Source organism: Rummeliibacillus sp. JY-2-4R (assembly GCF_053847205.1).
Genome location: NZ_CM132623.1, coordinates 1,855,624 through 1,880,788, shown reverse-complemented (window position 1 = coordinate 1,880,788; position 25,165 = coordinate 1,855,624). Strand labels below are relative to the sequence as shown.

Annotated in this window: 21 protein-coding genes, 3 tRNA genes and 1 riboswitch; of the genes, 12 read left to right on the top strand and 12 right to left on the bottom strand. The window is 33.2% G+C overall.

The genetic code is table 11. The features are described from left to right. Positions 1 to 193 precede the first annotated feature (193 nt). Positions 194 to 892, top strand: a complete 699-nt coding sequence (locus tag ACWV26_RS09085) for a DNA alkylation repair protein (RefSeq protein ID WP_455898210.1) — start codon at positions 194 to 196, stop codon at positions 890 to 892. A gap of 45 nt (positions 893 to 937) precedes the next feature. Here the strand turns inward: ACWV26_RS09085 and ACWV26_RS09080 are convergent, their stop codons facing one another. Continuing rightward, entirely contained in the window at positions 938 to 1,918 is a 981-nt protein-coding gene (locus ACWV26_RS09080) for an NAD(P)H-dependent flavin oxidoreductase (protein ID WP_455898020.1), read from the bottom strand. 228 nt (positions 1,919 to 2,146) lie between these two features. On the opposite strand from ACWV26_RS09080, the gene cbpA reads away from it, so the two are divergent. Continuing rightward, positions 2,147 to 2,803 carry a cyclic di-AMP binding protein CbpA gene (gene cbpA / locus ACWV26_RS09075; protein ID WP_455898019.1) on the top strand — a complete coding sequence of 219 codons (657 nt, stop codon included), beginning with the start codon at positions 2,147 to 2,149 and terminating at the stop codon, positions 2,801 to 2,803. A gap of 59 nt (positions 2,804 to 2,862) precedes the next feature. Here cbpA and ACWV26_RS09070 read toward each other — a convergent pair whose 3' ends face one another. Beyond that, a complete protein-coding gene (locus tag ACWV26_RS09070; protein ID WP_455898018.1) occupies positions 2,863 to 4,029 on the bottom strand; it encodes an iron-containing alcohol dehydrogenase in 1,167 nt (388 codons plus the stop codon). 160 nt (positions 4,030 to 4,189) lie between these two features. On the opposite strand from ACWV26_RS09070, the gene ACWV26_RS09065 reads away from it, so the two are divergent. From ACWV26_RS09065 to ACWV26_RS09055, 3 genes are all read left to right on the top strand, one after another. Next, positions 4,190 to 4,262: transfer RNA gene (locus ACWV26_RS09065), tRNA-Lys, on the top strand. 215 nt (positions 4,263 to 4,477) lie between these two features. Continuing rightward, positions 4,478 to 4,550, top strand: a tRNA-Lys gene (locus ACWV26_RS09060). A 208-nt stretch (positions 4,551 to 4,758) separates the two neighbouring features. Continuing rightward, positions 4,759 to 4,831 (top strand) — tRNA-Lys (locus ACWV26_RS09055). A 125-nt stretch (positions 4,832 to 4,956) separates the two neighbouring features. Here the strand turns inward: ACWV26_RS09055 and ACWV26_RS09050 are convergent. The 4 genes from ACWV26_RS09050 to metA form a co-directional block, all read right to left on the bottom strand. After that, positions 4,957 to 5,181 carry a sulfurtransferase TusA family protein gene (locus tag ACWV26_RS09050; protein WP_455898017.1) on the bottom strand — a complete coding sequence of 75 codons (225 nt, stop codon included), beginning with the start codon at positions 5,179 to 5,181 and terminating at the stop codon, positions 4,957 to 4,959. An 11-nt stretch (positions 5,182 to 5,192) separates the two neighbouring features. After that, positions 5,193 to 6,269, bottom strand: coding sequence for a YeeE/YedE thiosulfate transporter family protein (locus tag ACWV26_RS09045; protein WP_455898016.1), 1,077 nt, complete (start codon positions 6,267 to 6,269; stop codon positions 5,193 to 5,195). A gap of 180 nt (positions 6,270 to 6,449) precedes the next feature. Then, the gene (locus ACWV26_RS09040) at positions 6,450 to 8,402 is read right to left on the bottom strand and encodes a GTP-binding protein (RefSeq protein ID WP_455898015.1); all 1,953 of its coding nucleotides are present in this window, start codon (positions 8,400 to 8,402) and stop codon (positions 6,450 to 6,452) included. A gap of 132 nt (positions 8,403 to 8,534) precedes the next feature. Further along, positions 8,535 to 9,443 carry a homoserine O-acetyltransferase MetA gene (metA, locus tag ACWV26_RS09035; protein ID WP_455898014.1) on the bottom strand — a complete coding sequence of 303 codons (909 nt, stop codon included), beginning with the start codon at positions 9,441 to 9,443 and terminating at the stop codon, positions 8,535 to 8,537. Positions 9,444 to 9,521: 78 nt separating this feature from the next. Beyond that, positions 9,522 to 9,627, bottom strand: a riboswitch (SAM riboswitch). Between the two features lie 301 nt (positions 9,628 to 9,928). Between metA and ACWV26_RS09030 the strand changes: the two genes are divergently transcribed. Continuing rightward, positions 9,929 to 11,104, top strand: a complete 1,176-nt coding sequence (locus ACWV26_RS09030; RefSeq protein WP_455898013.1) for an aminotransferase class I/II-fold pyridoxal phosphate-dependent enzyme — start codon at positions 9,929 to 9,931, stop codon at positions 11,102 to 11,104. Positions 11,105 to 11,490: 386 nt separating this feature from the next. Here the strand turns inward: ACWV26_RS09030 and ACWV26_RS09025 are convergent, their stop codons facing one another. From ACWV26_RS09025 to ACWV26_RS09000, 6 genes are all read right to left on the bottom strand, one after another. Beyond that, the gene (locus tag ACWV26_RS09025; protein WP_455898012.1) at positions 11,491 to 12,633 is read right to left on the bottom strand and encodes an acetylornithine transaminase; all 1,143 of its coding nucleotides are present in this window, start codon (positions 12,631 to 12,633) and stop codon (positions 11,491 to 11,493) included. Then, entirely contained in the window at positions 12,630 to 13,409 is a 780-nt protein-coding gene (gene argB, locus ACWV26_RS09020) for an acetylglutamate kinase (protein ID WP_455898011.1), read from the bottom strand. Before argB ends, ACWV26_RS09025 begins: the two co-directional genes overlap by 4 nt. After that, positions 13,372 to 14,598 carry a bifunctional glutamate N-acetyltransferase/amino-acid acetyltransferase ArgJ gene (gene argJ / locus ACWV26_RS09015; RefSeq protein ID WP_455898010.1) on the bottom strand — a complete coding sequence of 409 codons (1,227 nt, stop codon included), beginning with the start codon at positions 14,596 to 14,598 and terminating at the stop codon, positions 13,372 to 13,374. The genes argB and argJ overlap by 38 nt, the downstream gene beginning before the upstream one ends. Before the next feature lie 12 nt (positions 14,599 to 14,610). Next, a complete protein-coding gene (gene argC / locus ACWV26_RS09010; protein ID WP_455898009.1) occupies positions 14,611 to 15,645 on the bottom strand; it encodes an N-acetyl-gamma-glutamyl-phosphate reductase in 1,035 nt (344 codons plus the stop codon). 359 nt (positions 15,646 to 16,004) lie between these two features. Continuing rightward, on the bottom strand, positions 16,005 to 17,213 hold the full coding sequence (locus tag ACWV26_RS09005; RefSeq protein ID WP_455898008.1) for an AI-2E family transporter: 1,209 nt from the start codon (positions 17,211 to 17,213) through the stop codon (positions 16,005 to 16,007). Positions 17,214 to 17,287: 74 nt separating this feature from the next. Beyond that, the gene (locus tag ACWV26_RS09000) at positions 17,288 to 18,226 is read right to left on the bottom strand and encodes an LCP family protein (RefSeq protein ID WP_455898007.1); all 939 of its coding nucleotides are present in this window, start codon (positions 18,224 to 18,226) and stop codon (positions 17,288 to 17,290) included. Positions 18,227 to 18,349: 123 nt separating this feature from the next. On the opposite strand from ACWV26_RS09000, the gene msrA reads away from it, so the two are divergent. The 6 genes from msrA (at position 18,350) to ACWV26_RS08970 (ending at position 25,137) form a co-directional block, all read left to right on the top strand. Continuing rightward, positions 18,350 to 18,877, top strand: a complete 528-nt coding sequence (gene msrA / locus ACWV26_RS08995; RefSeq protein WP_455898006.1) for a peptide-methionine (S)-S-oxide reductase MsrA — start codon at positions 18,350 to 18,352, stop codon at positions 18,875 to 18,877. Positions 18,878 to 19,064: 187 nt separating this feature from the next. Beyond that, positions 19,065 to 19,970 carry an AEC family transporter gene (locus ACWV26_RS08990; protein ID WP_455898005.1) on the top strand — a complete coding sequence of 302 codons (906 nt, stop codon included), beginning with the start codon at positions 19,065 to 19,067 and terminating at the stop codon, positions 19,968 to 19,970. 92 nt (positions 19,971 to 20,062) lie between these two features. Next, the gene (locus ACWV26_RS08985; RefSeq protein WP_455898004.1) at positions 20,063 to 20,983 is read left to right on the top strand and encodes a DMT family transporter; all 921 of its coding nucleotides are present in this window, start codon (positions 20,063 to 20,065) and stop codon (positions 20,981 to 20,983) included. A gap of 244 nt (positions 20,984 to 21,227) precedes the next feature. Continuing rightward, entirely contained in the window at positions 21,228 to 22,052 is an 825-nt protein-coding gene (locus ACWV26_RS08980; protein WP_455898003.1) for a hypothetical protein, read from the top strand. 156 nt (positions 22,053 to 22,208) lie between these two features. Beyond that, on the top strand, positions 22,209 to 23,270 hold the full coding sequence (locus ACWV26_RS08975; RefSeq protein WP_455898002.1) for a DHH family phosphoesterase: 1,062 nt from the start codon (positions 22,209 to 22,211) through the stop codon (positions 23,268 to 23,270). Positions 23,271 to 23,631: 361 nt separating this feature from the next. Next, the gene (locus tag ACWV26_RS08970; RefSeq protein WP_455898001.1) at positions 23,632 to 25,137 is read left to right on the top strand and encodes a succinate CoA transferase; all 1,506 of its coding nucleotides are present in this window, start codon (positions 23,632 to 23,634) and stop codon (positions 25,135 to 25,137) included. The last annotated feature ends 28 nt before the right edge of the window (positions 25,138 to 25,165 follow it).

Here is a 25,165-nt window from a genome sequence, read left to right as displayed (position 1 = left end):
TATAATGTCCTTGGTATGTACATTTATTTTTAAATATAATATTTGTACTAAAATTTCACTTAATTGCTTTTTCTTTTAATTTATATAGACTATCGAGGTATATAAAATTGATAACATTGTTATTAAATTTGTCCGATTTTCAATAAACACTTAAAATATAACGAAAACAGTCTTAAAGGGGATATTGAATTTAATAGCTAGTCCAATTAGACAACGATTATTAGATGCGCAAGATTTATCTTATCGAGATTTTAATGCAAGATTATTACCAACTGTTGATAAAAATCATATGTTCGGCGTGAGAATCCCTGCTATACGTAAAATAGCAAAAAACCTAACTAAAGAAGACATGGATACATATTTTTTAAATTGGGACGATTATTATTTTGAAGAAAAGATGCTTCGAGGAATGGTATTTGGTTACGTAAAATTGGATTTTAACGCTCAGCTTAAATTTATTGAACAATTTATACCGGAAATAGATAATTGGTCTGTTTGTGATAGTTTTTGTACAGGGTTAAAAAGTACAAAAAAACATCAAAAAGAAATTTGGGAGTTTATTCAGCCGTATGCATTATCGAAAGAAGAATATAAAGCAAGATTTGCTGCTGTTATGTTACTCAATTATTTTGTTGATGAAATTTATATTCATCCAACGATTGCACTATTGGATTCAATTCAAAACGGTAAGTTCTACACGCAAATGGCTGTGGCATGGGCAATTTCAATTTGCTATATTAAATTCCCAGAAATTACAGAAGCTTATCTAAAAACAAGCACCCAAGATGACTTCACATACAACAAAGCTCTGCAAAAAATTATTGAGTCCAATAGGATTGATCAAAAAACTAAGACAAAAATTCGGGGAATAAAACGAGGGAAAAATAAATAAGAAAGCCATTCCCTATTAGGATCGGGAATGGCTTTCTTATTTATTTTATTTTGTTGTTAGTTTATCTTTTTGTTTGTTGATGACCTTTTGTATACTTTCTTCGTATTCATGACTTAGTTTTTCAACAAGGTTAGCAACTGGTAATATTTCATGTATACCACCCACACCATGTCCCGCACTCCAAATATTCTTCCAAGCTTTTGCTTCGTCATCTGATTTATGAACAATTTCAAGTTTTTCAGGTTTTTGAAGTGTATTCGGATCCAAACCTGCATTTTTAATACTTTGCACCATAAAGTTTGCATTAACTCCGCTGATTTTATCTGTATAAATAATGTCTCCTGCTTCTGCTTCTAAAATCATTTTTTTATACTCGTTACTTGCCATTGATTCTTTAGTCGCGATGAACCGAGTACCCATATATGCGAAATCAGCCCCCATAACTTGTGCAGCTAAAATATCTTGACCATGTGAAATAGAACCAGAAAGTATGATATAGCCATCAAAGAATTGCTTTACTTCATGTATAAACGCCATTGGATGTAAGGTACCTGCATGGCCACCTGCTCCATTACAAACAAGAACAAGCCCATCAATACCTGCTTCCATTGCTTTTTTAGCATGTTTTATGCTTATTACGTCAGCAAATACTAGGCCACCATATTCGTGTACTATTTTTGTAATATTAGTTGGTTTACCTAAGGAAGTAATTACAATTGGAGGTTGGTACTTTTTAATTAACTCTACATCTGCATCATAACGATCGTTTGTTTTATGAACGACAAGATTAACTCCCCATGGTGCAAATTTTTTATTGGTTTGTTCTGCTTCAGCAAATTGTAATGTAATAGTCTTCAACCATTCTTCTAAAGCTTCAGTTGTCCGTGCGTTTAATAATGGAAATGTTGTAACCACCCCTGATTTACATCCTTCCACAACTAACTCAACACCAGAAACTAAAAACATTGGTGATGCAATTACTGGTATTTCTAATTGTTTTAATTGTTCTTTCACATCTTTAATCAAGATCCATCCATCCCCTCAATATGAAATATTATTTTCTACATTCACATTTATAGTTTTCATATATACTTTAATGATTCTATAAATATGAAGTTAAGAAATTTATTCCTCCATCATTTATATTCTTTTCCTTTGAATGCTTTTCCTTTTCTTTTAAAAATTTTATGAATACATGGTTTTCTTATTACATATTGTAGCCTGTGTTATATGGATTTGATTGGGGGCAAAATCATGATTGTTAAACAACGATATGTCTCGAAAAGAAACGTGATATTTTGTAAAGAGACAGATACTATTTCAAGTGTTTTAACAAAATTAAATGAATCAGGTTACAGATGTATCCCTATACTCGATCATTTAGGAGAAAAATTTATTGGCAATGCATATAAAGTGGATATACTCGAATATTTAATGGAAAACGAAAAACTTGATACAGAAGGCTTAATTTCAACACTTGCTAAGGATAAGAATGGATTAATTAAGGAAGAAAGTTCGTTTTATGAAGTTTTTCTCTCTATTCAATGGCTCCCTTACATTGCAGTAATAAATGAAAAAGGAAGATTTACAGGAATCTTAACTCATTCAAAAGTATTCCAACTTCTTGAAGAAGCATGGGGTTATAAAACAGGTAGTTGTGCACTAACTATTGCACTTCCCGATGAAGAAGGCATTTTAGTAAGAACTCTTTCGCTAATTCGAAAAAAAAGTCCAGTACATTGTGTATTTTCAATTGATGATCATGACTGGTATTTGAGAAGAGTTATTGTGACACTTAAAAAAGGTGCAACGAATAATACAGTAAAGGAAATTGAACAGTTGCTATATAAAGTGGGTGCAAGACTAATCGATGTTGAAGTATTTAATGAAGATGAATATTATAAAAGTTAAATATTATAGAAAAAGCTTCAATATTGACTTTTGTATTGTCAATATCGAAGCTTTATTTGCTATTTTAATGATGCACGATAAATATCTAAGACATCTTCTTTATTTAAAGTTGCAAATCTACCAAATGCACCATTTGCCATTGCTTTATCTGCCATTAGCTCTAATTTACTATCATCAATATTATAATCGGCGAAACTTGAAGGTGCTCCTATGCTATTCCAAAATCCCCTTAAGCTTTTAATACCTTCTAAGCCTACTTCTTCGTCACTCTTTCCTTCTGGGTTAACATTAAATACTCTTATAGCTAATTGTTTAAAACGAGAGGGCTTTACTTGTAGATTGTGTTCCATCCAATGTGGGAATAAAATGGCTAATCCGCCGCCATGAGGAATATCATAAACAGCCGAAACTGCATGTTCGAGGTTATGCGTTGCCCAATCTCCTGCATACCCCATGTTTAATATACCATTTAAAGCCATAGTACCAGAGTATAGAATCGTAGCACGATTATCGTAATTTTCAAGGTCATTTAGCAATTTAGGCGCTGATTCTTTAATTGTTGTTAATAATGACTCGCACATACGGTCTTGGAATTGTGTATTTTCTTCAAGATGGAAATAGTGTTCAAGAACATGTGACATCATATCAACAATACCGTAGATGGTTTGGTCTTTTGGTACACTAAAAGTATTGACTGGGTCTAGAATGGAAAATTGAGGGAACGTTACTTCACTACCCCAACCATATTTTTCTTGCGTATCCCAGTTTGTAATGACAGACCCAGCATTCATTTCAGAACCTGTTGCTGCAATTGTCAATACAGTTCCAAAAGGAAGAGCTTCTGTTGCAATTGCTTTTTTTATTACTAAATCCCATGGTTCACCATTATATTTTGCACCTGTAGCAATCAACTTTGTACAATCAATTACACTACCTCCTCCTACAGCTAAAAGAAAATCAATTTTTTCCTTTTTGCAAATTTCAATTCCCTTCTCTGCTGTTGACAGACGTGGATTTGGTTCAACTCCGGACAATTCAAATACCTCTGCTTCAATTTCATTCAAAATTGAAGTAACTTGGTTGTACAGGCCATTTCGTTTAATACTGCCTCCACCATATACAAGCAATACTTTATTTCCGTACTTTGGTACCTCTTCTTTTAATAATTCAACTTGTCCTTTACCAAAAATAAGTTTTGTCGGATTCCTAAAAATGAAATTTTCCAATATAAAACCTCCTATTCAATATCACTATTATATATTTCTCCATTGCAAAAATGAAATATTTTACAATTCACGAGCCATTTTCTTTTAATAAAAAATATCCTAGTTCTCCTCTTGACATTATAAGAATATAGCGTTATGATTATTTACATCGTAAGGCAACGGGCGTATGGCGCAATTGGCAGCGCACCTGACTCTTAATCAGGGGGTTGTGGGTTCGATCCCCACTACGCCCATAGTTCTTAGAAGAACATCATTACAAAATGATGTTCTTTTCTTTTTGAATTATTATACAGAACAAATAATACTTTTGAAGTTAGCTATATTCTGACTTTACTTATAATAATTATCCTATTAGGCGAAGAAAAAAAGTATATTATAAAAATAATTTCGTTTTTTCTCTTGACATAATAAGGATATAGCGTTAACATAATTTATGTCATAAGGCAACGGGCGTATGGCGCAATTGGCAGCGCACCTGACTCTTAATCAGGGGGTTGTGGGTTCGACCCCCACTACGCCCATTATTTTAAAAAGAGCATCATCCATCAGATGATGTTCTTTTTTACTTACTTTTTTTGTTATACTACAGTAATGAATAGGATTTTTTATAATACTCTTTCTTTTTAGTTTTTTTCATTATCATTCAGAGTAGTTGTAATCCTCAAAGGCTACTTTTCCTCTTGACATTATAAGAATATAGCGTTATGATTATTTACGTCGTAAGGCAACGGGCGTATGGCGCAATTGGCAGCGCACCTGACTCTTAATCAGGGGGTTGTGGGTTCGACCCCCACTACGCCCATAGCATCTTGGAACTTCATCAATGGATGAAGTTCTTTTTTATAGAATTTTAAAATTGTAATTAATACAAAAAGGCAACCATCTGCTACCTAATAGCAAATGGTTGCCTTTTGAATTAACGCATTATTACTTCTTTTGAACTGTAATTGTCCATGCAGCATCGTTCAGTTGTTCATAATTAGATACTTTATGACCTTCTTCTGCAGCCCATCTTGGAATACTTTCGGTTGCTTGAGTACAATCAAAGTTGATCACAAGCTCTTCACCTGAATTTATTTCTTCCATTGCCTTTTTAGCTTCGATTAACGGAAACGGACAAACTTGCCCCATAGTTTCTAATACTTTTGTCATTATTATTCCTCCTAATTTTGAGATACATGTGCAACTGTTTGTTTCACGGCTGCTTTGCTTTTTTCTCTCGCTCTTACAAATACAAAATATGAAGCAGTCCAAACACCCAAAATCATAAATGCAAGTGATATCCATCCTTGCCAAGTCATCATTGCCGTACTAACTAATCCATTACCAATCGTACAACCGCCTGCTAAGCTAGCTCCAATCCCCATGAATATTCCACCAAAGAGACTTGAAACAATTGTTTTAACGTTTGGAACTCTTAATCTAAATTCATTACTGCCTTTTGCTGCAATAAAAGATCCTACAAAAATACCTAATACCAAGAATACTCCCCAATTTAGAAAAGTACTATCGCCCATCACTAAATATTGGATAATATTTGCTGATGGTGTTGTGATTCCTAATCCCGCATTTCTACCAGTTGCTTCACTTAATGGCCAAGCAATAATTGCAATAATTCCTACAAGTGATGCAGTGAAAAATGGATGCCAACGACGTTCAAACAAGTAATGTGCGATCCCAGTTTTTTTGGGTTTTAATGAAGGAATGAATACTTTAGGTTTTCTTGCTTCTTTTACCATGATAATTATAACGACTACTACCAATAGAAGAATTAGCAACCAGACATTTAATCCAATCGTTTTTGAAATTGAATTATTATGAACTTGGATAGAAGATAATTTGTTATTGACTGGTAATAGAACACCTGATTTCATAATCGCACTTGTAATCATATAAAAAATAAGTGCAACCCAGCTACCTATCAATCCTTCCGCTGCCCTATACCAAGTTCCCGTTGCACAACCTCCCGCAAGCACAATTCCTATACCAAATATAAAAGAACCAATTACAACTGCTACCCAAGAAAAAGTACCAGCTTCATATTGTAACAATCCAAAATGTATCAGTGAGTAAACGCCAACACTTTGTATTGCAATTGCTAATAATAATGCATAAAACATTCGATTATCTTTTGCAATATACATATCTCGGAAACCACCAGTTAAACAGAATCGCCCCCTCTGTAAAACAAATCCAAGAGCTGCACCACAAAGTAATCCTGTAATAATCATAAAAGTCATTTTATCACCTCATTAATTCATAGTAACCTTATAGGTATTTATTATATTCATTATTAAAATTTAAACAATAGATAATTCTTACTATTTCAATCTATTTTCAACACTTACTCTATGGAAATAGTTTTATATTCTCACGAATATAAAAAAATACATTGATTGGATTCTCCAATCAATGTATTTTTATTTCTTCAAACAATGCATAGCGGCTTCCGCTTCATACCAAGGTACTTGATAGCCTTTCCCTTTTGCACAAAATATGCTTTGGGAAGTGTATTCTGGGTCAGCATTTTTGTTGTATCCAATGTTTTTAATGACTTCCTCTGTATTGTGACAAAAATCATAACCGGAAAATTGAAGCGATAAAGCTCCTTTTCCATTTGTATATGCTGCAAAAATTGTATTGTAATTCATGAACGTGGATACAGGTACTCTCCCTTTAATAATTACTTGATCTTCTGTCATGATAGGCGTCTCAAATTCACCGCTTGCTTGTTGTATGTCTGTCATTATACGTCCAACAAACTCACTAGAAGCTTTCATTTTAAAAGAATAATATGGTTCTAGTAGTACATTATCTGCTTGCTCGAGGCCTTGTCGGATAGCACGATTAGTGGCTTCTCTAAAATCACCACCTTCAGTATGTTTAATATGTGCACGCCCCGTAATAAGTGTGAATTTAATATCTGTGATGGGAAAGCCGGTTAAGAGACCATGATGTTCTCTTTCGAATATATGCTGTTCAATCAAACGTTGATGCCCAATGGATAAATCATCTGCATGACAAGCATTTTCAAATAATATTCCAGCTCCCCTTGAAGCTTTTTCCATCCGTAAATGTACTTCTGCATAATGCTTTAGTGGTTCAAAATGTCCGTACCCAGTTATTGTGTTATTGATTGTTTCCTGATATAAAATTTGCGGGTTTTCAAAATGTACTTGAATTCCAAATCTTTCTTTTACTACTTCAACAAGCACTTCAAGTTGTATTACCCCCATGACATGTACATAAATTTCTTGGAATTTTTCGCTCCATAAAACATGTAAAGAAGGATCTTCCGCATCCAAAATTTTAAAATTTGAAAGGACATCTTTTATATGCTCCGTGCCTTCATTGACAACTTTTGATTGTAAAGTAGGTATCATTTCGAAAGATTGTTTAGCCTCAAAATCAGTTCCTCCAACTATATCTCCGATTGAGGCTTGCGTAATCCCGCAAACAGCAAAAATTTCACCGGCTTGTACTTCTTTAACCACTTCAAACTTTTTACCATTATATAATCGTATTTCAGTTACCTTTTCATTCTTTTCACCAAAACCTAATTCATCACGAACTTTCAACTTACCTGATAGGGCTTTAAGAAATGTAATTCGTTGTTTCTTATCATCATGACGAATTTTAAAAACTTTTGCTGTAAATGGTTTACTGCTATCAAAAGTAGTTTCAGTTAAAGTCATAAATTGTTCAAAAAAATCCATTATCCTAATATCTTTTAAGGCAGAGCCATCAGCACAAGGAAACGCCTTACCATTCTTTATTAATTGTTTAAATGATTTCAAGAATAGTTTTTCATCAATATTTTGTTCCAAATATTGATGAAGTAAAGTATCATCTCTTTCAGCTATAAATTCAATTAACTGCTCAGAAAGAGTGTGATCTTTTAGGTGATTTGTTATTGGAATAATATTAGGTGATAATTCTTGTTGCATTTCTCTCAATACAGCTTCAACATTAGCCCCTTCACGATCTGTTTTATTGATAAAGATAAATGTAGGTATCTTGTACTTTCGGAGTAGATGCCAGACAGTTTCAGAATGTCCTTCTACACCATCAACTGCACTTATGATAAAAATTGCATAGTCCATTACTTGAATTGCTCTTTCCATTTCTGGTGAAAAATCAACATGTCCTGGTGTATCAATAATTGTGTATGTATCTTCGCCTACAACTATACGACCTTGCTCAGCAAAAACAGTAATCCCTCTCTCACGTTCAATGGCATGATTATCTAAAAATGCATCTTTGTGATCAACTCTTCCCCTTTCTTTTATACTTTTTGTATGGTAAAGCAATTGCTCAGAAAATGTGGTTTTCCCGGCATCTACATGAGCTAATACGCCAATCGTTTTAAACATTAAAATTCCCTCTTTTCTAACATCCATTTTCATTATTATAGCAAACCATTTTTAAACCTTAATGGATGGAAGGATAAAAATAAACCGCTGCGATTAGTTAATACTTCGCAGCGGCTATAAATTATTAATTTACTATTCCCATTCATATGGTGTTTCTTGGTATACATAGTAATTCAACCAGTTTGAAAATAGTAGATGTGTATGTGAGCGCCAAGTGTTCAATGGCGCGTTTGTCGGATTATCATTTGGAAAATAATGTTTTGGAACTGCAATGTCAATTCCTTTTGCAACATCTCTCTCATATTCTTCTTTCAAAGTATCTGCATCATATTCTAAATGACCTGTAACCATGATTAACTTTTCATCATTAGATATAGCAATAAATAATCCAGCTTCATCTGAGGCAGATAATACAGTTAAATCTGGATGTGCTTCAACTTCTTCAAGTGAAACAGATGTGTGACGAGAATGGGGTGCTGTAAATACATCATTAAATCCTCTTAATAATTTAACTGTAGAATCATACACATTATGTCGGAAAATACCAGAGCATTTTTCTTTTAATGGGAATTTTCCAATCCCAAAGTGATGATAAAGTGCAGCCTGTGCCCCCCAACAAATATGTAATACAGAAGTTACATTTGTTTTTGACCAATCCATAATATCTTTTATCTCGTCCCAAAAATCAACTTCTTCAAATTCCATTAATTCAATTGGAGCACCTGTAATGATAAGACCATCAAACTTACGGTGCTTCACTTCTTCATATGTTGAATAAAAAGTTTCTAAATGAGATTTACTTACATTTTTTGATTCATGAGTAGCTGTGTTTAAAAACGTAACATTTGTTTGTAATGGTGTATTTCCTAATAATCTAAGAAGTTGTAATTCTGTTTTCTCTTTTTGTGGCATCAAATTTAAGATGGCAATATTTAATGGACGAATATTTTGACTTTTGGATCGATCTTCTTCCATAACGAATATTTTTTCTTTCTTTAATAGCTCTGTTGCAGGCAAATTTTTAGGAATATTAATTGGCAATTTTAAACGCTCCTTTTCAAAGTTAAATAAAAGACCTCTTTTCTATGATAAGAAAAGAGGTTTTGAAATTCTGCTCGATTCTTATCTTCCAAGACAATTGTCTTGTAGGACTTAGCACCTTTCTGTAAGACAGAGGTTGCTGAAGCTTCATAGGGCCATTTCCCTCAGCTTCTCTTGATAAGAGTTATGTAATTAATGTAATCCTAACATGAAAAATTTATTATTGCAAACTTTTCTGAAAATTATTTTACCTTCTAAAACATTGATATATAAAGGATATTAAACCCATTCTTTTAGTAAGATTTAAGAATACACACACAATTTAAGTACTAATTCTAATATCCCTATTCTACACATAAAATTAGTATTATAATAGTTTGTATTATGTGTTTTACTATTTTATATTTAATTTTTAACTGTTATATAATAGTTAACTATGGTAAAATATTTGATAGTTTTTATATTCAATTAAGGAGTGCTTACTAGTGAAAATCGAACGATCAAAGAAAATGGCAATGTTCCCAAAAGCAATATTTGGAGATTTAAAAGCCGCCGCTAATCGTAAAGCAGCTACTGGGACGAAGCTAATCGATTTAAGTCTTGGTAGCCCCGATTTACCACCTGACGAAAGGGTTCGGATGGAACTTTCTAAACAAGCAGCGTTATCAACTTCATACGGATACACATTAAGTGGTACTAAAAAATTCTATCAAGCTGTTGCAGATTATTATAAACGTCGTAGTAATGTAGATTTAGATCCTGACACAGAAATTATCCAAACAATGGGGTCTCAAGAAGGGTTAGTACACGTACCAATAGCATTTTGTAATCCCGGAGATTATATATTAACTACAAATCCAGCGTATGTTGCATATGATGCCGGAATTCACTTAGCAGAAGCGATTCCCTATTATATGCCTTTGTTAGAAGAAAACGGTTTTTTACCTAATTTAGATGCTATACCTGTAGAAATTGCTGAAAAGGCGAAAATGATGATATTAAATTTACCAGGCAACCCAGTTCCTGCAATGCCTTCTGAAGAATTCTTTAAAAAGGTTGTTGCATTCGCAAAAAAATACAATATTATTGTGCTTCATGATGCAGCGTACTCAGAATTTTACTTTGATGATGGTAAACCTATGAGTTTCTTATCTACTCCTGGGGCTAAAGAAGTCGGAATGGAAATCAACTCTCTTTCAAAAAGTTTTAGCTTAGCTGGAGCGCGAATTGCGTATATTACTGGCAATGCTGAAATGATTTCAATTATTCAAGAACTAAAATCCAATCTCGATTATGGAATATACTGCCCAATTCAAGATGCTGCATGTGTCGCTTTAGACAATGCAGAAGAAATTACAGATCGATTACGTTCTGTTTTTACTAAACGTCATCGTATTTTAATAGATGGTTTAGAAAAAATCGGCTGGAATGTGACGCCGTCTAAAGGTGGTATGTTCGTTTGGGCAAAATACCCAAATCAAGAATTGAATGATATCGAATTTGTTTATGAAGCAATTGATCAAACAGGAGTTGTAATGGTACCAGGTTCAATCTTTGGTGATGCTGGCAAAAACTATGTTCGTGTTGCATTAGTACAAGATGAATCACTATTGGCTGAAGCAATCGAACGTTTGGGAAAGCTTACTAAAGTAGAGGCTTAATAAAGAAAAGACATTAAAAAGCCTAGGTTTTGTTATTTTAACAAACTTAGGCTTTTTTTGTTGTTTCGGTTTTCTAAAAGTGTACATTTTATATTTAAATTAATAGTGTATCTGTTAAATTTACTCGTTTTATACATCAACTCTAAAATGAAATTAATATTAACATCTGTGCTTAAGTGGATGATTGATTTCTATAAATTTATTCACTTTTAAGTAGCTTTATTTTGGTTATCTTAAAATTTGTACAGGTAAATAAAGTATTTTGGAATAATAAAAGTGCTTACCAATAAGAAAAAAGTTACCCGTTCCTTTTTCTTATTGGAAGCACTTAAAATGGTTATTTTCTTGTGAATGGCGATTCTCGAGAGCGCTTTAATTCACTGATGTTATTTCGTAGTTGTTGTTACAGGAATTGAAGCTTGAATAATTTCAACTGCCTCATCAATCTCAGCTAAACTTACTGTTAATGGTGGTAAAACACGGACTACATTTTGTCCTGCTGCAACTAATAATAATCCGTTCTCTTCTGCAGCTTCTACAACTAATGAAGAATTTTCGCAAGTAAACCCTTGCAATAATCCCATTCCTCGAACTTCAACAGTTGAAGGAAGTGATTCTTTTAATTTTTCTGTTAAATATTGAGCTTTTTTCTGAACCTTTTCTAAAAATTCAGGATCGAAAACTTCATTTACAACAGTAGTTGCTACTGCCATAGCTAATGGATTTCCACCAAATGTAGTGCCATGTGTTCCTGGTCCAAAGCTATCGTAAAGTTCCGCGGTTCCTAGCATTGCTCCAACTGGAAAACCGCCAGCTAATCCTTTTGCAAGTGTGACAATATGTGGTTTTAAAGCTGTTTGCATATAGGCATATGCAGTACCTGAACGGCCAATTCCCGTTTGTACTTCATCTACGATACATAAAATCCCTTTTTCTTCGCATAGATTTTGAATAGCCTCAGCAAATTCAGGCGAGATAACATGTACTCCACCTTCACCTTGAACGACTTCTAACATAATTGCTGCTGTTTCATCATCAACTGTTTCGAATAGACTTTGAACATCGTTATAAGGAATATACTCAAATTTCTCAACAATAGGACCAAAACCGCTATGCACTTTTGCTTGACCAGTTGCTGACATTGCGCCAAAAGTTCTTCCATGGAAAGAATGCAAGCAAGTGATAATTTTATGTTTACCAGTATGCTTTCTTGCTAATTTGATTGCTGCTTCGTTTGCCTCTGTCCCACTATTACAGAAAAACGCATGTGATAAATGTGTGCCTTCTACTAACTTTTCAGCTAATTTTACTTGTTGTTTGCTTTCGAATAGATTGGATGTATGCCATAATAATTCGCTTTGTTGTTTAATTGTGTCTACTAATATTGGGTTTGCATGACCAAGGCTAAGTACAGCAATGCCACTAGTGAAATCTAAATACGATTTACCATTTTCATCCCACACTTCTGTTCCTAAACCTTTTACAAGTTGTATTGGTCTTCTTGCATAATTTCCAAATAACGCGCTCATGAGCGTACACCTTCTTTTGCAATTTTTGTTCCTTTAAAATATTGATTGACTATGTGAATTGCTGGAATACCTGCATTTAAACATTCAATAGCAGCTTCAACTTTAGGAATCATACCACCGTAAATATCTTCTGATTCAATCCATTGATAAATCAATTCGGGATTAACATCAGTTTGAACTTGATCATTGATTCTGATGCCTGCAGTATCTGTTACAAGAAGTAGTGCTTCTGCATTTATTGCTAATGCAATATCGCTAGCCACTGTATCACCATTAATGTTAAGCGGGATTCCTTCGTTTGTTGCACCAAAACAAGCAATAACTGGAATAATTTCTGAATCTAAATAATTCTGGATTGTTGCTTGGTGGACACTTTGAATTTTCCCCACATAGCCATATGTTGTTTGATCTAAAAAGTCACTTTCAAATATGGCTCCATCCATTCCATTTAAACCTACAGCTTGAATACCTGCATTTACTAATTCTTTAGTTAAGAAAGGATTTACCTTATCTATTAATGCACTTTGCACAATTTCTACTGCTTCTTTAGAAGTATAACGAATACCATTTACTGTTTTATAGTCAATATTGTTCTTTGCTAGATCCTCATTTATTACTGGGCCACCACCATGAACAATAACTATTTGATAACCATTAGTTTGATAGTTCTTTATTGCGTCAAAAAATGATGATTCGAGCCCAGCTAACATGCTTCCGCCAAGCTTAACCACTAACTTTTTACGATCTGTAGGTTGCATTGATTTGGACATAGTCATATGTTAAATCGCACCCCCAAGCTGTTCCTTTTCCTTCACCAATCCCTAAATCAACAGCAATTTTCACTTCATTTTGTTTTAAGTATTCTGTTAATTGTTCCTCTGAGAAAGGAATAGGTTCACCAGATTCTACAACAGTAGTAGAGCCAATTTGTATTTTGACAGTTTCTGGATTTACAGTCATTCCACTATAGCCTACAGCGCAAATAACTCTTCCCCAGTTTGCGTCACAACCGAATACCGCTGTTTTAACTAGAGAAGATCCGACAACTGTTTTTGCAATTTGTAATGCTTCTAAATCAGTTTGTCCACCTGTCACATTTACTTCGATTAATTTAGTAGCACCTTCGCCATCTTTTGCAATCATTTTAGATAGATCTTCACTAGCCGCATGAAATGCTTCTTTGAAAATATTCCATTCCGGATGATTAGGCGTTAATTCTTCATTTTCTGCCAAACCATTTGCTAATACGAGTACCGTATCATTTGTAGATGTATCACCATCAACTGTTATGGCATTGAAAGTTTTTTCAGTTGTATCTGAAAGCAATGCTTGTAGAGTCTCACTACTAATATTTGCATCTGTTGTAATATATGCAAGCATAGTAGCCATATTAGGTTTAATCATACCCGAACCCTTTGCAACACCTGCTATTGTTACTTCTTTTCCATCGATTTCAATACTATATGCAGTATGTTTTGTAACCGTATCAGTAGTTAAAATTGCTTGTGAGAAATCTAAAGCATCTTCTAAATCTGTTCCTGGTTCTATATTTTCAATACCTTTAATAATTGTAGGCATTGGCATTAACTCACCAATAACACCTGTTGAGCAAACTCCAACTAGGTTCTGAGCAATTCCTAGTTTTTCTGCTGTTAGTTGTTGCATAGTATAGGCATCCTTTACCCCTTGTTTTCCAGTACATGCATTGGCATTTCCTGAGTTAACAATGATTGCTTGCATTTTGCCCGTATTTTGTACAACTTCTTTTGATATTAATAAAGGGGCAGCTTTAACAACGTTCGTTGTAAATACGCCTGCAACACTAGCAGGGACTTCACTAACCAAAATTGCTAAGTCTTTCTTTTTATGTTTCACACCACAATGAATACCTGCTGCTTTAAAGCCTTTTGGGGAAATAATATTATGACTTGCACTTCTTTTTAAGCCTTCTGTCAATACTGTCATGTTTTAGTCTCCTTAAATCCAAATTGGAATTTGTTTTAATCCAGTTGTTTCTTCTAAGTCAAACATTACATTCATATTTTGAATTGCTTGACCTGCTGCACCTTTTACTAAATTATCAATTACTGAAACAATTGTTGCACGACCAGTGCGTTCATCAACATTTATATGAATATCACAAAAGTTAGTGCCACGAACCTGGTTAGTGCTAATTTTAGATACATCATCGATTATTCGGATAAATGATTTGTTTTCATAAATAGTATGTAGGCAGTTCAAAAGATCATCTTTACCTACTCCTTGTTGTAATTTAGCGTAACTAGTTGACATAATTCCTCTGTTCATTGGTACTAAATGAGTTGAAAAGGTAATTGGATGATCATTTTTTGCGAACATCGACATTGCTTGTTCAATTTCTGGAATATGTTGATGTTTATTAATTTTATAAATAGAAGTTGCATCATTTGTATCGCAAAATTGATTATTTGCATTTGGCTTATTTCCTGCCCCGCTAATTCCACTTTTCGCATCTATTATTAAACTCTCTGAATCTATTAGATTCTCTTTTAATAACGGAAGAAGTGATAATAGAACTGCAGTTGGGTAGCAGCCTGGGTTGGCAATCAAATTGGCATTTTGAATGTCATTTTTATTCCATTCTGTTAATCCATACACACTTTGTTGAACAAATTGTTGTGGTGCAGGTGATAGCTTATACCACTTTTCATAATCTTCTGGATTTTTTAATCGGAAATCACCAGATAGATCAATGACTTTCACGTTTTCTGTAAGAATTTCAGGAATTAACTTGCTTGAAACGCCTGAAGGCGTACTTGTAAAAACGACATCAAGTTTTTGCAACTTTTCTGACTCGATTTTTTGTAATGGGTGGTCAATAATTTTTCTTAAATGTGTATATTTATTCGAAAAACTAGTACCACTTTCTGATGATGAGAAAAGATTAATGTGCTCAATTTCTGAATGATTATACAAAAATCTTAATAATTCTTGGCCGCCATATCCTGTTGCTCCAATAATTCCAACTTGCATTGATGCTCTCACCTCTTGTCTAAGATGATACTATTATATTTCTGGATATTTATATAGTCAATTGTATTTTTATAATTAGTAGAATTTTTATATAAAACAGACATTTTTCGTCAATTTAAACCAAACTTCACCATAGAATGTAAAGAAAAATAGATAAATATTTTGTTTTTTAAATAATTTCAACTGTTCTAACCTTATTTACTTGTTTTTATTGCTAAAAACACACTTCATGACAGGAGTACCCTGCAGTTATTCGTCGAAGATTGTATTCAATCCCCTCTTAAATTAATAACTCCTTAACAATAACTTAACAAAAAAACATTCTGTAGATTTTTCTACAGAATGTTTTCGTTAAATTTCTAGTCTGTGTTTTTCGTTGGTTCATTTTCGTATTCTAGTTCTGGGTTTTGAGTATATTTGTTAAAGCGTTTTTTAAATAATCTAAATAGATGCGTTACTACAACTTTTAATACTGCATATCCTGGTATACCAAGAATTACACCAGGTACCCCAAAAATTGATCCAGCAGTTAATAATACGAAGATTATTGTAATAGGATGTACATGAAGTGATTTCCCCATTATTTGTGGTGAGATAAATTTACCTTCTATTAATTGAACAACTGTCCAGACAACAGCTAATTTTAGCAACATCAGAGGTGCATTAACAACAGCAATAATCGCTGCTGGGGTAATAGCAATAATTGGACCGAGATATGGTACAACACTTGTAATCATTGCTAAAACGCCCAAAACTACTGCATAATCTAAACCGATGATTAAAAATCCAATAGTTACCATGACACCAATACAAAATGAAACTAAAATTTGGCCTTGTATATAACTACTTATTTGATGATCCGCTTCATGAAATACTTGTGCTGTATCCTCTCTCATTCGCGGTGGTAGTATTTTAATAATATACTTAGGTAGTTTCTCGCCGTCTTTTAAAAGATAAAACAGTATAAACGGAACTGTTACTAAAGCTAAAATGATGCCTGTTAAAGTTGTGATAAAGCCCGTAATCCCAGTTGCAAGACCTGTTCCTAAATTTTTTGCAACATCTTTCACCGTTACATTTAATTGATTTGAAATATTATTTAACACTTCATTTAAATTAAAGTTATAGTTTGCTAGTGTCTCATTTAATTTTGAATTCTCAACAAGATCCTGAATTGAGTGAACAACCTGCATAAAATAAGTTGGGAACTCTTGTATTAAATTCATAAATTGTTCTTTCAAGAATGGAAAAATAAGTGTAACAAACATTGAAATAATCCCGATTGTAGCAACATAAATGATTAAGATTGCCCAGATTTTCGGAATTTTCCATTTCATCAAAAGATGCATCACTGGTCTTAATAAATAAAATGCTATAACAGCTAAAATCACTGGTAATACCACTGTTCTTAAAAAAACTATAATTGGATAAAAGATGAAGGAAATTTTATTATAGATGAAAATAATACATCCTAATAATAATAATGTAATTAACCCATACAACAAACTTTTGCCACCCAGAAACTGGATAAACCTTGTTGCAAAGAAAGAATTTTTATCTGGTTGCAAAGAATTTCCCCCTCTTTATAGCACAATCTCTATATTACTCTGTATACTAACTCACTCCTCATTATACGCCTTAATTACTTATTGGAACCAAGAAATTGATCTAAAGCTTTTTGATTTTGTTGAATATTAATTTCCAAAACAGATCCTGCTTGTGGGTAATATCCAAAGTCATAGCTATGCTCAACTGGAATTGTTAGACGTTGAATATTGATACCGCCTTTAATTAATGACAACATAAGGGCAACCTCTTGGCTATTTGATAAATCTGATTCAACATACCCTTGAACTGCTCCTAATAATTTTGGATAGTTTTTAAAATTACTTGGTGATAATGCCTCTTTTTTCAATGCTTCTAACGCTTTTTGTTGTCGATCTACTCGGCCAAAATCACCTTTATTATCATGACGGAAACGAGAAAACCCTAATAACTCTTTGCCATTTAAACGTTGTTCTCCTTTTTTCAAGCTAACTCCAATATTTTGCGACATATCATGATCCACATATACCTTTACCCCATTTGGTGCCACGATATCTACTAATGATTCAAAACTTTTAAAATCGATTAATGCATAATGGTTAACTTCTACATCAAACATATTTTGCAAAGTATTTTTTAATAGGCTCACTCCACCTAAATAGTAAGCGGTATTTAGTTTGTATGATTGATACCCAGGAATATTTGCATATATATCACGCATGAATGAGACCATTTTAATATCATTTGTGTCTTTATTCCAAGAGACTAGAATCATCGAATCTGATCTAGATTTTGCTTCTCCTCGAGAATCAACACCTACTAATAAAATATTTTCAATATTCGACTTAGTTTTTGTATCTCCCTTAAATTGTTCTGTTTTATGAGGAATACCTGATGCTATTTTCTGACCGGCTTTATACTGTGTATATGAATAAATTCCTGCTATGAGTGCTAGTAAAATAATGATGACTGATAAGATACGCCCTTTTCTTAACTTTCTTTTTTTTCGGACATGTGTGTATCGTTTTTCCTCCACCTTTATCTCTCCTTTCATTACCTTCTTTTATTCTAGTTCGTTATCATGTACACTAAATATTAGATGTAGATACTTATCTACGCAAGTAAGTAGAACTTTTTCGAGTTAAATGGAGGTCTCTTTATGACAAAAACAACTTTTTCTACTGCTACTTTTGCTGGTGGATGTTTCTGGTGTATGGTCAAACCATTTGTTGAATGGGATGGAATACAAAGTGTCACTTCTGGCTATATGGGTGGGCATGTGGAAAACCCTACATATGAAGACGTGAAAAAAGGAACCTCTGGTCATGTTGAAGTAGTACAAATTATTTTTGATGAGGAAATCTTTCCTTATAAAAAATTGCTAGAAATCTTCTGGCAACAAATTGACCCTACAGACGATGGTGGACAATTCCAAGATCGCGGAAGTAATTATCGTACAGTTATTTTCACCCATACTGAGCAACAAAAAACAGATGCAGAAGAATCTAAATTAGCACTATCATCAAGCGGTCGCTTTAAAAAGCCGATTGTGACAGAAATTAAACCAGCAGAAACCTTTTATCCAGCTGAAGACTACCATCAAGATTTTTATAAAAAGAATCCCAAACATTATCAAGATGACCGTGCTATATCAGGTCGGGATGAATTTATAAAAGAAAATTGGTAGTTATTCTTTGCATATGTATTGACGTATAAAGTAAAAATAGGATTCATCAATGAAGTACATATATTATGTACTTCTTTTTTATTGTCTTCTCCATGTGATTTTTTATTCATTTTTTCGTTTAAAAGTTCTTGTCATTCTTTCGGAAAATGAAATAATAATAGAAAGTATACGTTTGGAGGTGTCATTAGTGGGCTTATTTTTAATAATTTTGCCTGTATTAATCGTATTTTTAATAGGATATATTGGTCAAAGAATTATTAGTTTTGATATCAGAACAATCTCAACTGTTTCGTTGTATTTAATGTCTCCTTTTTTAGCATTTCGTACATTTTACACAACTGCCTTAACAATGGATTATTTGTATATTTGCATGTTCGCGGTATCACTATTACTCTTCTTATTTATCATTACATGGATTTGGGCACATTTTTTAAAAGCAGACCGTTCCGAAGTTTCAGCTATGATGCTTGGCGCAGTATTTATGAATAGTGGGAATTACGGTGCACCAGTAGTTATGTTCGCATTAGGTTCACCTGGTTTTCATATTGCTGTTATTGTAATGGTGCTACAATCATTACTTATGAACTCACTTGGTATCTTCTTTGCTTCAATTGGCGGTAAAGGACAAGCTACCATCAAACAGGCACTTCATAATGTTTTCAAAATGCCCGTATTATATGCTTCTATAATAGGTATTTCACTCCAATTATTGCAGGTAACAGTTCCGAAGTCTGTGATGAATGGATTCGATTTAGTAGCAGATGCTTCCATTCCCTTAGTGATGCTAGTATTGGGGATGCAATTAGCATCTATAACCCAAACGCGAGTAAAGTATAAATTTGTTTCATCAGTCAGTATTATACGAATGTTCCTATCACCACTTTTGGCAACAGCCATATTATATTTTATGCCATTAAGTGATTTGATCAAAGCTGTTTTGATTATTCAATCAGCAATGCCGGCAGCTGCTAATACAACAATGCTTGCTTTGCAGTTTGACACCGAACCAGATTTAGTATCTTTTACAACTTTTGTTACAACAATCATTAGTATCTTTAGCTTGCCAATAGTTATGTACTTATTGAATATTTAAATGCAAAATTTCGAAAATTCTAAAAGTGCTAGATTCTTATATTTCTTATTTATATAATAAGATTATTATATTTTACAAAGGAGGTACGAGTGATGTATAAAATTCCTCCAATTGTTTTATTGCTAATAGCAACAATACTTTGGGGTGGGAATTTTGTAATAGGTCGTGCAGTTGCACACGATATACCACCATATACATTAGCATTTCTAAGATGGTGTGTTGCATTGATTGTTTTTCTCCCTATTACATATTCAGTACTTAAACGTGACTGGCCACAAATTAAAAAGCATTGGTTTATCGTCTTATTATTTGGATTTACAGGGGTTGCTAGTTTCAATACACTTGTATATATTGCATTGCATTACACAACTTCTATTAATGCCTCATTAATGAATATGCTAACGCCTGTAATTATTTACATTCTTTCTTTTGTATTCTTGAAAGAAAAATTAAATCGAAACCAAATGATTGGTACAATAATTTCGTTTATTGGCGTTATAACGATAATTTCAAATGGCTCTATTAATGTTTTACAACATTTTTCCTTTAATAAAGGAGATTTAATCGTCATAATTGCTGTTGTTCTTTGGAGTATTTATTCATTATTAGTGAAACATTATTCAAAGGAACTTCCAGGGAATTCCACCTTTCTAGTTTCAATCGTTGTAGGAATCATAATATTACTACCATTTTATATTCATGAAACCTACTCAACAACAATGGTCATCCATTGGTCATTCACTACTATTTTCGCAATTATATATACCGGTGTATTAGCATCAATCGTAGCCTTTATTGCGTGGAATACAGGAGTTGTCCGTTTAGGGGCAAACCGTGCAGGAATCTATCTAAATTTTATCCCTGTTTTCGCCTCAATCTTCGCAGTTATATTTATTGGAGAAAAAGTTATGCTTTCTCAACTTATTGGGGGACTTCTTGTGGTAATTGGTGTCTATTGGACAGGTAGAAAAATTGTTGAAGTTTCAGATGCACTTTCAAATCATTTAGGATAACCAAAACTTTAGTCGTAGAGATTTCTACGGCTCTTTTTTTCATTTTTCATTTTTATTTTCGTATATTATTAGAAAGAATAATAATAGAAATCATAATTTGTTACTTTTAACTTAGTTTATCCTCCATATGTAAAGGATAAATAATTAGTAAGTTGTTCAAAATACTTATTTTTCAATATGTTAGAATCATTACTTGAATATTGTAATAATTGTAATATATAGTTGATTAAAGGAGGAATTCATTATGAATAAAAAATCTATTGTTAACCTAACTTTAACTGCCACTCTTGCTTTTGGAACAGTCTCTTCTATCTTCTCATCAACAAATACAGCGACTGCTGCAGAAAGCAATAATGTGGCAAATATACAACATTCTCCTTCGTATAAAACAGCATCTATCAATCATTTTAAATTAGTTCGAACGAACAAAAACGTTAAAATATATACAAAAACTTCAACAAAAAGTAGAGTTATGGATACAGTCAAAAATGATCAAGGCTTAGTAGTACTCAAAAAATATACCAATGGTTGGTCGAAGGTTTCATTACAATTCGCAAACGGTTATATTCAATCAAAATATTTAGTTAATGCCAGTCCAACTAAGAATCCTCAATATGCCATGAATACTCAGAAAACATATTCATATTATTCCCCAGAAAATAAAGGTTCGGGTTTTAATACGAATTATAAGGCAAAATTTCAAACGGTCTACCCTTCAAATAAATCATTAACAAATTTCTGGTATATAAATTCTGAACCTGATGCGTATGGAAAAATGGAATATGAAACGACAAAAGGTCTCTACACTGGATATAAAGACATTGGGATTGCAACATTAGCTATTAAATACCCCGTAAAACTAAATAATTCATGGAAGGGACTTGATGGTCAGACTTTTAAAATAGTTGCAACGAACAAAACAGTTCGTACCAAAGCTGGATCTTTTAAAAATGTGGTGGTTGTAAAAGAAGGTAATGGAAAAAACTATACTTATTATGCTCCAAAAATTGGATTAATTAAACAAATGCTAAACGGAAAAACGATTACTGAATTAACAGCTATCAAATAATTTTCAATAATAAACTTTACTTCTTTAAAGTTGGTCGAAATGTACTTCGATCAACTTTTTTGTATAGCATTAATTTCGTCCACTAACAAACGATTGTTTTTGGATAAATAATGGTATAATGTATATCTATGTTTGATATGAAAGGCGCTGAAAGACTTGAATTTGAAAAATTTGCCGAAACGATTACAAAATTTTGAGCACATCCATTTAATTACCCATACAGATTTAGATGGTGTTGGACCTTCAATTGTACTTCGTGCTTATGGAATTACACACTCCCCCTACTATGTAGAAACACGAAAAGTAGATGAAGCAGTACAAGCACGTTTGGCTGAATTAAATGATCACGAATTATTAATCATTACCGATTTAAGTGTGAATGAAGATACAGCTAAAATGATTGACAAAGTAAATAAAAAACCAGATGGTCGCTTTATTGTATTGATTGATCACCATGCTTCAGCTATCTCTTTAAATAGTTTCGAATGGGCTAGTGTTTTACCGACAGTAAATGATATTAAAATGTCTGCCACAACTTTACTATTCAAAGCGTTAAAAGATGCTGACTATGTAGTCTCCCCTATTTTCCATGTTTCAGATGAAGAAACCGATAAATCTGAACAAGTAGTTGAGTATTCTGACTCAGAAAAAGTTAAAATCTTTGACCGATTAGCACATCTAGTTGAGGATATACGTTTATACGACACTTGGGATTGGAATGCTCTTTCAATTCAAGAAGCAACCGATTTAAATACTATTTTCTATGCTAGAAACAGACATGATTTTATCCATGCCCGTATGGATTATCTTGTAAATGGTCAATTATTTACACCTGATGACATAACTTATTTGGAATTTTCTAAAGAAGAACTTCGAAAAGTTTTGAAGAAAAAGTCAAAGCAAATGGTAATCGTTCCTCATTTCCAACTCAAAGGACATAATACACCATTAAATATTGGCGTTGTAGAAACAGATTCCTTTTACAGTGAGTTAGGAAACCATTTAGCTGAAAAATACTCAGAAGAAATAGATGCTGTCTTTATTATCAGTCTTGTAAAAAATCGCGTTTCGCTTCGTTCAATCGGGAACACTGTTAATTTGTCAGAAATTGCAAAAGCATATAATGGCGGAGGTCATCCAAATGCTTCAGGTTGTGATTTATCAGAGCTGGGACCTGAATTTTTATCTGCTGTACTTGAAGCAGGAAAAAATAAATAGCAATTTTACATTTATTGTTCATATAATAATTCAAAAGCAGCTATATAATAGCTGCTTTTTTCTTACATTTTACCTTATTTTTACATTTTATAAGCCCGATTTATACTTTTTTAAAAAATTTTTTTAGAAATTTAAACAATATAGTAGATTATTCTAGCGATTTTATGTAAAAATATAGTTAGAAACCGATTACATTAAATAATTAATGTGTTTCAAAAAACAACCTTCTTCTAACTATAGTTTTTCTATTCGTTTTAAAACCGTACATGAATATGTGGGTTCATTGGCTTACATAAAATCATGTATTGAATTTAGAAGAGGTTGAATAGTCGAGTAACATATATTTAGGGGGTAACCGAAAATGGAAGCAACAATCGAAAGCCGTATTGGTTTAAAAGAATTAACAAAGAAAATAGTATCAGCAGAAGAAGCTGCTGCACTAATTTCTGATGGCGATGTTGTAGGTATGAGTGGTTTCACTCGTGCTGGTGATGCTAAAGTGGTGCCTGCTGCTCTTGCAGAACGCGCTAAAAATGAAAAATTTAAAATTGATGTATATACTGGCGCTTCTCTTGGCCCAGAAGTTGACCATGATTTAGCACTTGCTGGTGGTATCCGCAAACGTGGACCTTTCCAAGGTGATAAAGGTATTCGTACATTAATCAATAAAGGCGAAGTTCTATTTGCTGATATGCATTTATCGCACAGCGCCGAACAATACCGCCAAGAAATTTTTGGACCAATCAAATATGCTATCCTCGAAGCTTCTGCAATTACAGAAGATGGATACTTAATCCCAACTACATCTGTTGGTAATAACCCTATCATTGCTGACGTAGCTGAAAATATCATTATCGAATTAAACATTGCACAACCTGATTCTTTAATCGGTATCCATGATATCTATGTACCCGAAGAACAAGGTAAACGCCAACCTATTCCTTTAACTCATGTTTCTGATCGTATTGGTACAAAAGGAATTAAATTTGATCCTTCAAAAGTTAAAGCAATTGTTATTTCTGAAGAATTAGATGCTCCATCTCTAATTGTTCCTCCTGACGAAGAAACTCAAGTTATGGCTAATTACATTCTTGATTTCTTCCGTTCTGAAATTAAAGCTGGTCGCTTAACTAACACTTTAGCGCCATTTCAATCAGGAGTTGGTTCTGTAGCAAATGCTGTTTTAGATGGTTTTGCAGATTCAGAATTCGAACATCTAACAGTATTCTCTGAAGTACTACAAGATGCAGTATTTAACTTAATAGACGCAGGTAAAGTAGATTTCGCATCTGCTACTTCTATTACTCTTTCAGAAGAACTAGGTAAAAAAGTATATGGCAATCTTGAAAAATACGCTGACAAATTAGTATTACGTCCACAAGAAATCACAAACCATCCTGAAGTTATTCGTCGTTTAGGTTTAATTTCTATTAATACTGCACTTGAAGCTGATATTTATGGTAACGTAAACTCTACTCACGTTTCAGGTAGCAAAATGATGAATGGTATTGGCGGTTCTGGCGACTTTGCTCGTAATGCTCGTCTAGGTATTTTCATTACTAAATCAACAGCTAAAAACGGTGCTATTTCATCAATCGTACCAATGGTATCTCACGTAGACCATACTGAACATGACGTCGATGTTATCGTAACAGAACAAGGTATTGCTGACCTTCGTGGTTTAGCACCAAAAGAACGTGTTCCTTTAATTATCAATAACTGTGTTCACCCTGATTACAAAGAACAATTATGGGAATACTACAATGCAGCTGTAGAAGCTACTGGCAATGCACAAACTCCTCATATTCTAAATCGTGCATTTGAAATGTATGACCGACTAGACAAAACAGGTTCTATGAAAAAATAATTACTGTATTATTAAGCGAAGAGAGTAT

Coding starts and splice junctions, on each gene's coding strand:
- cbpA (WP_455898019.1), top strand. CDS start 2,147: ATGATTGTTAAACAACGATATGTCTCGAAAAGAAACGTGATATTTTGT.
- ACWV26_RS09050 (WP_455898017.1), bottom strand. CDS start 5,181: ATGACAAAAGTATTAGAAACTATGGGGCAAGTTTGTCCGTTTCCGTTA.
- ACWV26_RS09045 (WP_455898016.1), bottom strand. CDS start 6,269: ATGACTTTTATGATTATTACAGGATTACTTTGTGGTGCAGCTCTTGGA.
- ACWV26_RS09040 (WP_455898015.1), bottom strand. CDS start 8,402: ATGTTTAAAACGATTGGCGTATTAGCTCATGTAGATGCCGGGAAAACC.
- ACWV26_RS09025 (WP_455898012.1), bottom strand. CDS start 12,633: ATGAGCGCGTTATTTGGAAATTATGCAAGAAGACCAATACAACTTGTA.
- argB (WP_455898011.1), bottom strand. CDS start 13,409: ATGACTATGTCCAAATCAATGCAACCTACAGATCGTAAAAAGTTAGTG.
- argJ (WP_455898010.1), bottom strand. CDS start 14,598: ATGACAGTATTGACAGAAGGCTTAAAAAGAAGTGCAAGTCATAATATT.
- argC (WP_455898009.1), bottom strand. CDS start 15,645: ATGCAAGTTGGAATTATTGGAGCAACAGGATATGGCGGCCAAGAATTA.
- msrA (WP_455898006.1), top strand. CDS start 18,350: ATGACAAAAACAACTTTTTCTACTGCTACTTTTGCTGGTGGATGTTTC.
- ACWV26_RS08985 (WP_455898004.1), top strand. CDS start 20,063: ATGTATAAAATTCCTCCAATTGTTTTATTGCTAATAGCAACAATACTT.
- ACWV26_RS08980 (WP_455898003.1), top strand. CDS start 21,228: ATGAATAAAAAATCTATTGTTAACCTAACTTTAACTGCCACTCTTGCT.
- ACWV26_RS08970 (WP_455898001.1), top strand. CDS start 23,632: ATGGAAGCAACAATCGAAAGCCGTATTGGTTTAAAAGAATTAACAAAG.